The 12,782-nt window shown below is 58.2% G+C and carries 12 protein-coding genes; 1 reads left to right on the top strand and 11 read right to left on the bottom strand.

What is annotated here, in order from left to right; genetic code table 11:
- Window positions 1-100: 100 nt before the first annotated feature.
- The 9 genes from nadC to folE form a co-directional block, all read right to left on the bottom strand.
- Window positions 101-937, bottom strand: a complete 837-nt coding sequence (nadC, locus tag CVT63_02090) for a nicotinate-nucleotide diphosphorylase (carboxylating) (GenBank protein PKQ28594.1) — start codon at window positions 935-937, stop codon at window positions 101-103.
- A gap of 4 nt (window positions 938-941) precedes the next feature.
- On the bottom strand, window positions 942-2,609 hold the full coding sequence (gene nadB / locus CVT63_02085; GenBank protein PKQ28593.1) for an L-aspartate oxidase: 1,668 nt from the start codon (window positions 2,607-2,609) through the stop codon (window positions 942-944).
- Window positions 2,606-3,568 (bottom strand): quinolinate synthase, encoded by a 963-nt coding sequence (locus CVT63_02080; protein PKQ28592.1) that lies wholly within the window; start codon window positions 3,566-3,568, stop codon window positions 2,606-2,608. Before CVT63_02080 ends, nadB begins: the two co-directional genes overlap by 4 nt.
- A 29-nt stretch (window positions 3,569-3,597) precedes the next feature.
- Complete coding sequence (locus CVT63_02075) at window positions 3,598-3,981, bottom strand: aspartate 1-decarboxylase (GenBank protein PKQ28597.1); 384 nt, start codon at window positions 3,979-3,981, stop codon at window positions 3,598-3,600.
- 13 nt (window positions 3,982-3,994) lie between these two features.
- The gene (locus CVT63_02070) at window positions 3,995-4,849 is read right to left on the bottom strand and encodes a pantoate--beta-alanine ligase (protein ID PKQ28591.1); all 855 of its coding nucleotides are present in this window, start codon (window positions 4,847-4,849) and stop codon (window positions 3,995-3,997) included.
- A 62-nt stretch (window positions 4,850-4,911) separates the two neighbouring features.
- Entirely contained in the window at window positions 4,912-6,315 is a 1,404-nt protein-coding gene (gene folK / locus CVT63_02065) for a 2-amino-4-hydroxy-6-hydroxymethyldihydropteridine diphosphokinase (GenBank protein ID PKQ28590.1), read from the bottom strand.
- A complete protein-coding gene (gene folB, locus CVT63_02060) occupies window positions 6,312-6,788 on the bottom strand; it encodes a dihydroneopterin aldolase (GenBank protein ID PKQ28589.1) in 477 nt (158 codons plus the stop codon). Before folB ends, folK begins: the two co-directional genes overlap by 4 nt.
- Entirely contained in the window at window positions 6,715-7,977 is a 1,263-nt protein-coding gene (folP, locus tag CVT63_02055) for a dihydropteroate synthase (protein PKQ28588.1), read from the bottom strand. Before folP ends, folB begins: the two co-directional genes overlap by 74 nt.
- Window positions 7,977-8,543: a GTP cyclohydrolase I FolE gene (gene folE / locus CVT63_02050; GenBank protein PKQ28587.1), complete on the bottom strand. Its 567-nt coding sequence runs from the start codon at window positions 8,541-8,543 to the stop codon at window positions 7,977-7,979. The genes folP and folE overlap by 1 nt, the downstream gene beginning before the upstream one ends.
- A gap of 180 nt (window positions 8,544-8,723) precedes the next feature.
- On the opposite strand from folE, the gene CVT63_02045 reads away from it, so the two are divergent.
- The gene (locus CVT63_02045; protein PKQ28586.1) at window positions 8,724-9,926 is read left to right on the top strand and encodes a hypothetical protein; all 1,203 of its coding nucleotides are present in this window, start codon (window positions 8,724-8,726) and stop codon (window positions 9,924-9,926) included.
- Window positions 9,927-10,055: 129 nt separating this feature from the next.
- Here CVT63_02045 and CVT63_02040 read toward each other — a convergent pair whose 3' ends face one another.
- The gene (locus tag CVT63_02040; protein PKQ28596.1) at window positions 10,056-12,002 is read right to left on the bottom strand and encodes a cell division protein FtsH; all 1,947 of its coding nucleotides are present in this window, start codon (window positions 12,000-12,002) and stop codon (window positions 10,056-10,058) included.
- A 269-nt stretch (window positions 12,003-12,271) separates the two neighbouring features.
- Complete coding sequence (hpt, locus tag CVT63_02035) at window positions 12,272-12,736, bottom strand: hypoxanthine phosphoribosyltransferase (protein ID PKQ28595.1); 465 nt, start codon at window positions 12,734-12,736, stop codon at window positions 12,272-12,274.
- Window positions 12,737-12,782: the final 46 nt, after the last annotated feature.

Raw genomic sequence — 12,782 nt, 5'->3', positions numbered from 1 at the left:
AAACGCATAATATGGTTTGACCCCATTATGCATTTTTACCTGAACGTCTTGCTGTCGTACCTAAAACGCATAATATGGTTTGACCCCATTATGCATTTTGCTATTCTATTTCGAGTGACAGGTTGGATGCGGGGGCCGAGTGCGTTATGAACCCGAGAGATATCGCGTCAACGCCAATATCCACGTACGAACTCAAGTTCTCTCCCGTCACGCCCCCGGACACCTCCGTGCGCGCCTTGCCGCTAATGAGGGCAAGCGCCTCTCTGATCATCTCCGGTGGCATGTTATCAAACATGACGATGTCCGCGCCCGCGCGGATAGCTTCTCGCACCTCGTCAAGAGTGGTTGCCTCGACCTCGATCGGGAAGGAGTCGCCGTAAGCGTTTCTAACCCGTCGGACAGCGATCTCGATCCCGCCGGCCGCGGCGATGTGATTGTCCTTGATGATCACGCCATCGAAAAGCCCCTGCCGGTGGTTGATCCCTCCACCCATGGCCACGGCGTACTTCTCCAGCGGGCGCATGCCCGGATTGGTCTTGCGGGTGTCCATTATCTTCACGCCATGCGGTTTCGCGATATCGACAAGCCTCGCCGTCAACGTGGCGATGCCACACAGGTGGCAAAGGAAGTTCAACGCCGTGCGCTCACCCGCCAGTATCGCCGAAAGCGGCCCCTCGACCCGCGCGATTATCTCGTCGGGGGAAACGGCGTCGCCGTCCGCCACGAGCGCCCGGTACGACGCTCCGTCGCCGGCCAGCTCAAAGACTTTCGCGGCGATAGGGCCACCGGCGATGACACACGGCTCACGGCTTACTATCACGGCCTTGCCCCGCGCGTCCGGAGAACACGCCGCCACGGTAGTAATGTCACCGTCAACGCCCAGATCCTCGGCGAGCGCCAGCCTTATTATCCCAATCGCGGTTTCTCCTATATCCATCCGGTTACACCTTTCCGACAATCGGTATTTTCAGTTCCGCGGGAACCTTTGAGCGTTGCGGCCGGAGCGTGGCCTCGATGTTTCCCTCGACCAGTTTCATGTCAATGTGCTTACGCCAGTTCCACTCATCTGAAACCGGATAGTCGCGCCTGCGATGACAGCCTCTGCTTTCGAGGCGCATCTGCGCCGCCGTTGTTATGAGGCAGGCCACGGTCAATATATTTTGAAGCTCCATGCCCGGCACGTCCGTGAACTCGGCGTCCAGCACGCGCGCGTTTGCGTGGAGGAACTCACGCGCCTCGCGCAGCCCACGCTCGCAGCGAACCATGCCGACCGAATCGAGCATGACCTCACGAAGGTTGTCGCGCAACAAATCCGCGCGAGAGGGCGGGCTGTTCGCTTTTCGCGTAGAGAGGATACGCGGCTTTCGAAGCTTCGCCTGAGGCAATCCCTTCAGCGACAGCGCTATCCTCCTCGCGAAAACCAGGCCTTCGAGCAGGGAGTTCGAGGCGAGGCGGTTGGCCCCGTGCACGCCCGTGCAGGCGGTCTCCCCGCACGCGTAGAGGCCGGGGATATCCGTCCGGCCCCACAAATCCGTAACCACGCCGCCGCTCGTGTAGTGAGCCGCAGGCGAGATCGGGATTCTATGGCGCGTCATGTCTATGCCCACCTGCATGCAATGCTCGTAGATAGTGGGGAACCTCGAGTGAATCACGTCCGGGTCGAGGTGTCGCACGTCGAGGAACAGATGGTTTCGCTGTTGATCCTTCATGACATCTACCATTCGTGCTACGACAATATCGCGCGGCGCCAGCTCGGCCATGGGATGGATGCCATCCATTATCCTGTTTCCCTCGTCATCCACCAGCCACGCGCCTTCTCCCCGCACCGCCTCGCTTATCAGGAACTTGGGCTTCTCTGGCGTGTGCAGCGCGGTAGGGTGAAACTGGACGAACTCCACGTCCGCGACTGTGGCGCCCGCCCTGAACGCCATCGCCACTCCATCCCCTGTGCAGACCGGGGGATTTGTCGTGACGAGAAATACCTCTCCCGTCCCCCCTAAGGCCAGCACCGTGGCGTTCGCCCACGCCACAACAGTGGCATTGCGGCGAGCGTCAACGATCAAGGCACCACGGCACACGCCATCGTCAAGCAAAAGGTCGGCCACGAAAGCGTGCTCCATCACTGACACTTTCTCATCGCGCGCGAGGGCTTTTCCAAGCGCCTCCTCAACCTCGAAGCCGGTCGCGTCACCTCTGGCGTGCACTACCCGGCGGCAGGAGTGTCCGCCTTCTTTGGCAAGGTCCAGCTCTCCGGCGCTCATGTCGAAATTCGCGTGATAATCCTCGAGAAGCTCTCGAACACGGTCAGGCCCTTCATTCACAAGAATCCCCACAGCCCCGGGATCACAAAGCCCCGCGCCGGCGACGAGCGTGTCGTCTATGTGGGACTGGCTGGAATCGTGGGCGTCCATGACCGCCGCGATGCCACCCTGAGCATGGCGCGTGGTCGAGACCCGCAGATCGGACTTGGTTACCAGTAGCACTTTGCAGAAACGGGAGAGCGTCAGCGCGGCCGACAGCCCGGCCACCCCGCTGCCCGCGACGATGACGTCGCAGGAGATTTGAGGCGCCTCACGCGTGTCAAACGATAGCAAATAACGAGGGATCATCCCAGTGCCAGCATTCTTTCGACAGCGCCAAGCGCCATTACCCTGATCTCCTCGGGGACGGTTACCCTGGACTCCAATGTTTGCAACGCCCAGAGAACCTTGGGAAGAGTTGTGAGCTTCATGTTCCAGCAGATCGGCGCCTTTGCCGGAGAATAAAAGCGCTTGTGCGGCACGGTGTTCGATAGCGGGTAGAGAATCCCGGACTCGGTGGCTATGACAAACTCCTCCGCGTCAGACTCGAGAACGGCCTCGATCATGCCGGACGTGCTGCGCACGTGGTCGGCAATCTCGAGCACCTCAGCGACGCACTCCGGGTGGGCTATCACCTCGGCGCCGGGATGCTCCTCGAGAGCGCTCCTTATGTGATCCGCGGTAATGTCATTGTGCGCCGGGCAAAATCCATCCCAGGGAATTATCTCTTTATCGACCTTTGAGGCTACGTATGCCGCAAGGTTCCTGTCGGGGACGAAGAGAACCGCGTCACTATCGACCGCGCGCGCCACTTCGGCGGCGTTTGCCGACGTGCAGCAGTAATCACTCACCGCCTTGACCGCGGCCGACGTGTTCACGTACGAGACGACACGCGCGTCAGGGCGCTTCGAGGCCGCGCGGGCGACATCTTCGACGCTCGCCATGTCCGCCATGGGACAACCGGCATGTATATCAGGCAACAATATAATCTTGTCCGGGCTCAGAATAAACGCCGTCTCGGCCATGAAGTGGACGCCGCAAAAAACTATCACGTCGGCGTCAGCCCGCGCCGCTTCTCTCGAGAGCCCGAGCGAGTCGCCGATAAAATCCGCGATGTCCTGAACCTCGGGGCGCTGGTAGTTGTGGGCCAGGATTACGGCGTTGCGCTCTTCCTTGATCTTGAGGATCTGCTCCGCTACGACTTCATCGTCCAGAAACAGCTCGTCTATGATATCGAGAGTGTCAACCTGAATATCAGAGTGCTTCATCTTAAACGCGGATCACCCTCTACTGAAAATCAACAGAAGTCATCGACCGTCAGATGATTCTCGATCATCTCGGGACGGTTATCGTCATCCACAAAAACGATCTTGGGGTGGTGATCGGCCACACGTGATTCCGGGACGGAAACAAAAGAAGAGATAATGACTCTGTCTCCCTTGTGTACGAGGCGCGCCGCCGCGCCGTTCATGCATATCTCGCCGGAGTCGCGCGTTCCCTCGATCACGTAAGTCGTGAGGCGGGCGCCGTTATCGATATCCCACACGTTGACCTTCTCGTACTGCGCCAGATCAGCGAGATCCATAAGCCGACGGTCGATGGTAACACTGCCTTCGTACTGGATGTCGGCATCGGTAATCACCGCGCGGTGTATCTTGCACTTGAGCATATTACGGTAGATATTTTCCATCTCATCACTCTATTTCGATCTCGAAGACCATGTTGTCAATCAACCGAGTTCTGCCGACTCGCGCGGCCACAGCCACAAGGACTTCCCCTTCAAGCTCGTGAAGCGGCTTCAAATAAATATTATCACAAATGCTTATATACTCAAGATTCACGTCAGGGAACCGGGCAAAGATGCCCTCCATTTCCCGAATGATCGCGTCTGAACTCCTTTCGCCCGTCTCGATCATTTCAGATGCCCGCCTCAAAGCCTGGATCAAAGCAAGCGCGCTCATGCGGTCCTTTGGACTCAGATACGTATTGCGGCTGCTCATCGCGAGCCCGTCCTCCTCTCGGACGGTTGACACCACGATCACCTCCACCGCGAAGTCGAGGTCGGCCACCATGCGACGCAGGACGGCAAGCTGCTGGCCGTCCTTCTGCCCGAAGTAAGCCTTCTGTGCCGGCACGATGTTAAAAAGCTTCGAGACCACCGTCGCGACTCCCCGGAAGTGGCCGCCTCGCGAGCTACCGCACATCACATCTGAGAGCCGTTCCACTTCCACGAAGGTGGAGAAGCCCTCGGGGTACATCTCTTCAGCGCTCGGATTGAACACGCAGTCAACCCCCACGCTCTCGGCCATGGCACAGTCGCGCTCGAAGTCGCGCGGGTAATCCTCAAAGTCTTCTCCCGGGGCAAACTGCGTCGGGTTCACAAACAGCGTGACCACCACGAGGTCACACTCGACGCGGGCGCGGCGCATCAGTTCGAGATGGCCCTCGTGAAAGTAGCCCATTGTCGGGACAACCCCGACGAGCCGGCCACTCGCCCTGGCTTTTTCCACTATCGCCCTCATCTTCGCTTTTTCTCTTACGATTTCCATAGACTTTCCTTGTTCATCCGCGCCAGGGCGCGCCAGGGGTCAAGCACCGTCTACCTCTCCGTCTACCGCTGCGCGGTAGACGTTGCCTGACCCCTATTGAGAATTTCTTTCATTTGTTCGATAACGCCCATGTCGAGTTCGCCACACTCCTCTGTAAGCCTCAAGCCCCACAGCGAGACCGCTCGGTACATCTCGGCAAGACCCGGATCAAACTTCTCGAGAACATCAATGTGCGCACGGATCGTCCCGATGTCGCCGCGCGCCAGAGGGCCCGTCAGCGCGGACGCGGGCCCGAGAGCGCTCACGTTCTCCACGGTAGCGGCCGCCAGCGGGCCGAATGCTTGCGAGGTCTCCTCGTCGCGGAAGCCGAGCCTCCTCGCGATTACGTACGCGCCGTAAGACACCATGGCAAGCAAATTGCACGCCACAACGGCCGCGGAGTGGTACAGGACCTTGTCGCCATCCGCTACAACGAGCGTGCGACCTCCCATCGCCGACACAAAATCACGGGCCCACGGGAGAAGCGCGAGATCGCATGTAACACCAAACGCGCTCCCGGGCAGGAACCGCTCGGCGCTCATCAGATCCGCGAAAGTCGCGATAGGATGGATCGAAAGAGTATCAGCGCCCCTCGACGCCGCGGTCTCGAGCGCGGCAAGCGGGAGCGCGCCGCTCATGTGAATAAACTTCTTTCCCACGAGCGACGCATTAGATCCGGAAATGTCGCCGCAGACCCCTTCTATTGCTCCATCGGGCGTGGTGATGATCACGACATCCGCGCGGGCGGCTGCTTCCACACAGCTCTCAAACGGTCTCGAGCCCGCGAGCGACGCCGCGCGCTCGCGGGCGTCTTTTTTGAGGTCGGCCACTGCCACGACGCGATATCCCTTTGTGGAGAGCGCTCGCGCGATCGCCGTGCCAACTTTTCCGGCGCCAATGACAGCGATTGTTTCTGTCCGATCCGCGGCGGGTGTCATCAGGTCGCCGACGCGCCATACGCCCTGTGCGTCGCCTAACTTTTCGCGCGCCGATTGAAGCGGCGTGCCGTCCGGCAACGCGGCGGCCGGGTCGATCTCGAGCAACGGCGCCAACGCGAAACACCGTTCGGTGAGCCTGGGGTGCGGCAGTGTGAGTCTGGGATCGTCCTGCTCGAGATCACCGAACATAAGAATGTCGAGATCGAGGGTTCTCGGACCCCAATGGGCGATTCGCTTCCTTCCTCTCTCACTCTCTATCTCGTGCAACAGGCTCAACAGCTCGTACGGGTCGAAAGTGGTCTCGACCGCGACGACAGCGTTCAGAAAATCGGGCTGGTCAGTCATCCCCACAGGCGCCGAGCCGTAAACGCTCGACTTGCTTACAATTATTACATCAGGGGCCGCGGCGGCCAGCGCGCCGATTCCCGCCTTGAGATGCTCGAGCCTGTCTTCCATGTTCGAGCCCATTCCGATAAAGGCGCGGCTCACGACGAAACGCTCTTTCGCGCATCACCACACCCGCCGCTTTCAGCGGGCCGATCTTTGCTTACCGTAACCCCGACGCATTCAACGTGAACCGGCATCGAGGCGCCGGGTTTCTTGACGGTCACTGTAGCTTTTCTCGCGAACCTGGACTCCAGAACGCTCGACGCGATGTCAAAGGCAAGTGTCTCGATAAGATCATAGCTCCTGTTTGTGGCAAGAGACGCCGCCTTCGAAGCGACATCGGCGTAATCGACGGTCGAGGACAGCTCGTCCGACAACGGTGGACCATCGAGCTCTATCTCGATGTCAATCAGGAACTCCTGGCGACGCTTCTTCTCCTTTGGAAGAACGCCGTGGCGCGCGAACACCCGCACACCGCTGATCGTTACGACGCATGAGCCTTTACTCTTCATCGGGCCTCCACTTCCCGGCGAGGGCATCGGCCATCTTCGCGACCTCGAGCATTTCCGGCACATCGTGTACGCGGACGATATCGACACCCCTCGCAATCGCGAAAGCCACCGTGGCCGCGGTTCCCATCAGCCGCTCTCCCACCTCGCGCTCGAGCACGGATCCGATGAACCTCTTTCTCGAAGCGCCAAGCACCAGGGGATACCCGAGACTCTTGAACTCCTCCAACCTTCGCATTATTTCGAGGTTGTGCTCCACGGTCTTGCCAAAGCCGATCCCGGGGTCGATCATTATCTTCTCCGGCATGACGCCCGCCTCGCGCGCGAACTCGGATCGCTCGCGCAGAAATCTCAAAATATCTCCCACGACGTCATCGTATACAGGGCTCTCCTGCATGTTCCCGGGTGTTCCCCGCATGTGCATGAGTATTACCGGCGCGCCCCGGTCGGCGATCAACGGCGCCATCTTCTCGTCCAGCCGCAGCGCGCTGATGTCGTTGACCAGCGACGCGCCCGCGTCCAGCGCCATCGAAGCAATCTCAGCCTTGTAAGTGTCGATAGAAATTGGTACGCGGATCTCGCGGGCAAGCGATTCGATGAACGTTATCGTCCGCCTCGCTTCCTCATCGACGCTAACAGGCTCGGCGCCGGGGCGCGTGGACTCACCGCCGATGTCGATGATATCGACGCCTGAAGCGGCCATTTCGAGCGCGTGCGCGTGAGCGCTCTCGAGCTCCACAAACCGACCCCCATCGGAAAAAGAATCAGGTGTCACGTTCACTACGCCCATAACAAGGGTGCGGCCGCCTGTCTTCAGTGTGTACTCGCCCGCCTGGATGGCATGCGTCGCGCCTTTATGAGGAAGGGCGTCCCGCAGCAACGCCTCCACCTCCCCGGCCAGCGCTTTGAGTCCGAACGGCTGCATGGAAAAGTTTTTAACGGCTTCAAAGAACTGTCTCACGGTGCCAATCATGATAACCGACACGTGTTCTGTCATCTTCAGGAGAGTGTCTCGTGGGGTGGCGCACTCGCCCCCCTTGGACAGCATTACCTGTTTGATGACATTCGCGGCCCTGGCCTCGACGTTTTCGACCTTTATCACCACGTGCGCCATCTTCTTTGACATGATGGACGCCCCAATGGAATCAGTCCCGAGCTCTTCCAAGAGCCTGCGCGCGTCGTCCTCCCCTTCCACGCGAAGAAGGCGCGGATTGAATCTGGATGAACACTCGCTCGCCTTGCCGTTTTGTCGCACTAGTTGTTCCTCATGATGAGAGACAACGCTTCGGCGCGGGCCGCGGGGCTTTTATAGAATAAACCCCTGACCGCCGAGGTGATCGTCATTGCTCCCGGCTTCTTGATCCCTCTCATAGACATGCACAGGTGTTCGGCCTCGATCACTACCAGAACGCCCTGCGCGTTCAACCCTTCCATCACAGTGTCGGCGATCTGCGTGGTCAATCTTTCCTGAACCTGCAGCCGCCTGGAGAGAGTATCCACGACGCGGGCAAGTTTGCTGATGCCGGTTATCTGTCCTGATTCGGCAGGGACGTACGCCACGTGAGCTTTGCCGATAAAGGGCATGAGATGGTGCTCGCAAATCGAATACAAGGCGATGTCCCTGACAACGATCATCTCCTCGTGATCCTCGTCGAACCGCACCTCCAAACCATCGATCGCATCGAGGCCGATGCCGGAGAGTATTTCCTCGTACATGCCAGCCACCCGACCTGGCGTGAGAAGCAACCCTTCCCTGTCCGGATCTTCACCGATCGCCTCCAGGATCATCCTGACGGCTGTCTCTATTTTTTCACGATCCACGTAAGCGCCTCCTATGTCGGGTACTCAAACTCTACATACGTTTATGCACTTTTTCAAATACTAAAACGCAACAGATGGGGTCAGGCCCCTGTGTTGCGTTTTTATTCCGAGTAACCGCCGATTGTGTCCGTGCCCGAAATGGGGTTGATTTACTACATTATTTGGAGATAGAATCCAATTATGCAACATTCAGAAAGGCTGATTCCTCGAACAGCGTTACTGAACAAGGTACTTCAGGCGTTGGACGAAGCACCAGTCACTATACTCACAGGCGCCCGTCAAACGGGCAAGACCACTCTCGCGCAGATGGTAGTCCAGCATTACAAAGAGCGCGGAGACGAAGTGGTCACGTACTTCGACCTCGAGCGGGCGGCGGATCAGGCTGCCATCTCTACCCCGGAACTCACCCTCGAGCCGCTGAGAGGCCTCGTGGTCATCGACGAGATTCAGCGGATGCCCGAGCTTTTCTCCGCTCTTCGACCCCTTGCCGACCGACCCCGCGTGCCCGCCCGTTTCCTCGCGCTTGGGAGCGCATCACCAGGCCTCGTTCGTGGAGTATCCGAGTCCCTGGCGGGACGGGCTCTTTTCGTACACGTTCCAGGTCTCAACCTCTGTGAAGTCGGCTTCGCCAACCAGGAAACCTTGTGGACACGCGGTGGATTCCCCCGGGCCTTGCTCGCCGAACGCGAAGAGGGAAGCTTCCGTTGGCGAGAGGCGTTCGTTGCGTCTTTTCTCGAACGGGACATCCCGCAACTGGGCTTTCGAATCCCGTCGGTGGCGCTGCGCCGATTCTGGACGATGCTTGCGCACTACCACGGGCGCGTATGGAACGCTTCGGAGCTCGCGCGATCTATCGGGTCATCATCGAAAACGGCGTTACACTATCGGGACATTCTGGAAGGATCGTACATGATCCGAGTTCTGCCACCATGGTTCGCGAACCTCAAGAAGCGGCAGGTCAAATCCCCAAAGGTCTATGTCCGCGACAGTGGCCTGTTGCACTCGCTGCTCTGGATACCGGATATGAACGCGTTGCGCGCCCACCCACAGTACGGTGTCTCCTGGGAGGGCTTCGCGCTGGAGCAGGTACTCGGGATCATAAGGGTGGCTGAAAACGCATATTTCTGGAGCACGCAGTGTGGCGCTGAGCTGGATCTGCTGGTCTTCCGGGAAGGGAAGGCCATCGGTTTCGAATTCAAATGTACCGACGCGCCGTCAATGACGAAGTCAATGCACGTCGCGCTCCAGGATCTCAACCTCGAAATCCTGTATGTCGTTTATCCCGGGTCGAGGGAATATGACCTCCACGAAAAAGTTAAAGCACTTCCACTCCGCGAATGCGGAAAGCTCAAGGAGTTGTTGGCGAACAGTTCTACTGCTTGAGACGCGTGGGAATGACCCAGGACGAACTGGCCCAACCAGCCTCCGGCATGCTATCATAGCAGAGCAATCTAAATTCCGATCCTAACAGGCACCAAAAGTCCAGGGGTCAGGCACCGTCTACCTTTCCGTCTACCGCTCGGGCAAAACCTCGGGCTTTGTGGTGATGGGTGGCCTTGCGGTCTTTTTGCCGTGAAGCCTCTTTCCCGCGGGCTTTTCAGGCGTCTCCATCGCGGCGACTTTGGCTTCGGCCGCTTGTTTCTCCTCGATGAACCTGCTGTAGATTTCCCCCGGGTCGCCATCCAGCAAGTCTAACAACTCATCTTTGTCAACAGTCTCCTTGTATATCAGTATCCTGGCGATAATATCGAGACGCTCCCTCTGCTCGGCAAGGATGCGCCTGGCCTCCATGTGGGCCTCGTCAATCATGCGCCTGACTTCCTGGTCTATCTGGAAGGCCACATCATCGGAGTAGTTCGGCTCCGCGACAAAGTCGCGACCCAGGAACACCTGCTCCTGCTTGTGGCCGAGAGTGACAGGGCCAAGCTTCTCGCTCATGCCGTACTCCATTACCATCGATCGCGCCACCTTGGTCGCGCGATCGATGTCATTCTGGTCGCCCGTGGTTATGTCGTTGAAGATCATCTCCTCGGCGGTGCGTCCGCCCAGCAACATCGCCAGTTCATCCACGAGCTCGGACCTAGTGACCAGGTATTTGTCCTCGGTCGGCAACGTCAGTGTATAGCCCAGCGCCTGCCCGCGCGGAATGATTGATATCTTGTGCACCGGGTCGGCGTTTGGCAGTGTGTGCGCCACAAGCGCGTGCCCGGTCTCGTGGTAGGCGATGATCTCTTTCTCGCGATCCGAGATGAGGCGGGTCTTTTTCTCCGGCCCCGCGACAACTCTGTCAATCGCCTCTTCCATCTCGATCATGTCCACGTTTTTCTTATTGTGTCGCGCCGAAAGCAACGCTGCCTCATTGACCATGTTCGCAAGGTCGGCGCCCGTAAATCCCGGGGTGCGGCGCGCAAGCACGTCTATGTCGATCTTCTTTTCGAGTGGCTTGCCCTTCGTGTGGACCCTGAGAATAGCCTTGCGCCCCTCGAGGTCTGGTCTCTCCACGACAATTTGCCTGTCAAATCGCCCGGGTCGAAGGAGCGCGGGGTCGAGAATATCGGGCCGGTTTGTCGCGGCGATCATGATTACGCCCGCCTCGGTTTCAAATCCGTCCATCTCGACAAGCAACTGGTTGAGCGTCTGCTCTCGCTCGTCGTGGCCGCCACCGAGCCCGGCGCCTCGCTGACGCCCGACCGCGTCGATTTCATCCATGAATATGATGCATGGCGCGCTTGTCTTGGCCTGCCCGAACAGATCGCGCACGCGGGCAGCGCCGACGCCCACGAACATCTCCACGAAATCAGAGCCCGAGATGCTGAAGAAAGGCACGCCCGCCTCACCGGCAACCGCGCGCGCGAGCAGTGTCTTACCTGAACCGGGCGGGCCGTAGAGAAGCACGCCCTTGGGGATCTTGGCGCCAAGAGCCTGGAACCTGCCGGGGTTCTCGAGAAACTCCTCGATCTCCTTCAGCTCTTCTACCGCTTCATCGACCCCCGCCACGTCCTCGAAGGTGACCTTCGGCATGTCCCTGGTTATCTGCCGCGCGCGGCTCTTTCCAAAAGACAGGACACGGTTTCCCCCCCCCTGCATCTGCTGCATGAAAAACAGAACCAGCCCGACCATGAGAAGCAGTGGAAGAATTTGAATCAAAATAGCGAACATGCTGGTACTGGTTTGCGGATCGACGGCAATGCTGACATGCTTGCCGGCCAGTGCCTTTGTTATGTCGTAGTTGACGGGGAACGCGGTCTTGAAACACTCCTTGTTTTTGAGCTCATACTCTATTCGTTGATCTCTGTTGAAGATCTTTACAGTCATGACCTTATCTTCCCGAACCTGCTCCATGAACCGCGAAAACGTCTTCTCCCTGGCAGGCTGGCGCCACAGTGGATGGATCATGAGCAACGCGACCAGGAACAGGATTGCCATCCAGAACATTATAGTTTTAGCGTACTTCTTCATCATGTTTGTCTCACTTTATCAGGAGCGCCAGGAGCAACCGATTGTTCAGACCAGTTTTCCTTAGTGCCCCTTTCCATAAATACTCGCAAGCGACCGCCGCTGCATCCGCGCCTGCTGCGTTCCGCTCCCTCCCCGTACTCACCGAGTACGACTCTGTCACGCGGCCTTTTAAGGAACGGCGCATCGACGCTCTCGGTACGTTACCGTATTTATGGAAAGGGGCACTTAGTTTCACACAGAAAAGCATACCACAAGGACAAGGAGACGCCTTACTTTTTCAGTTTCGCGATATACGGCAGGTTGCGGAATTGCTCGTCGTAGTCGAGTCCATAGCCTACGACAAACACATCGGGAATCGAGAAGCCCTCGTACTTTATCGGCAGATCAACTTTGCCCTCGACGCGCTTCTTGTTGAGAAGCGAGCAAATCTCAAGTGAAGCCGGTTCGCGAGCTTTCAGGTTCTTTAACAGATAACTCAACGTCAAACCTGTGTCTATTATGTCCTCTACAACAAGGACATCTTTTCCCCTTATATCCGTATCCAGATCCTTGAGAATTCTAACTATACCGGAAGTTTTTCGAGATGAGCCATACGAGGAGCACGCCATGAAATCAAACCGTACCGGGATTGTGATAGAGCGCGCCAGATCCGCGAGAAACATGAATGCGCCTTTCAAGATGCCTATGAGGAAAACACCTTCAGGGCCGTAATCCCCGCTTATCTCCCCTGCCATGTCTCGAACTCGAGCCTGTATCTCCTGTTCGCCGTACACCGTCTCA

The organism is Candidatus Anoxymicrobium japonicum, from assembly GCA_002843005.1.
GTDB classification, from domain to species: domain Bacteria; phylum Actinomycetota; class Geothermincolia; order Fen-727; family Anoxymicrobiaceae; genus Anoxymicrobium; species Anoxymicrobium japonicum.
This window is presented reverse-complemented; position numbering and strand designations above follow the sequence as displayed.

What these genes read in the sequence shown, in the direction of transcription:
- folB (PKQ28589.1), bottom strand. Translation starts at nt 6,788, where the DNA reads ATGTGCCGGAAATGCTCGAGGTCGCGAAGATGGCCGATGCCCTCGCCG.
- nadB (PKQ28593.1), bottom strand. Translation starts at nt 2,609, where the DNA reads ATGATCCCTCGTTATTTGCTATCGTTTGACACGCGTGAGGCGCCTCAA.
- CVT63_02070 (PKQ28591.1), bottom strand. Translation starts at nt 4,849, where the DNA reads ATGGAAATCGTAAGAGAAAAAGCGAAGATGAGGGCGATAGTGGAAAAA.
- hpt (PKQ28595.1), bottom strand. Translation starts at nt 12,736, where the DNA reads ATGGCAGGGGAGATAAGCGGGGATTACGGCCCTGAAGGTGTTTTCCTC.
- nadC (PKQ28594.1), bottom strand. Translation starts at nt 937, where the DNA reads ATGGATATAGGAGAAACCGCGATTGGGATAATAAGGCTGGCGCTCGCC.
- CVT63_02080 (PKQ28592.1), bottom strand. Translation starts at nt 3,568, where the DNA reads ATGAAGCACTCTGATATTCAGGTTGACACTCTCGATATCATAGACGAG.
- CVT63_02040 (PKQ28596.1), bottom strand. Translation starts at nt 12,002, where the DNA reads ATGAAGAAGTACGCTAAAACTATAATGTTCTGGATGGCAATCCTGTTC.
- CVT63_02045 (PKQ28586.1), top strand. Translation starts at nt 8,724, where the DNA reads ATGCAACATTCAGAAAGGCTGATTCCTCGAACAGCGTTACTGAACAAG.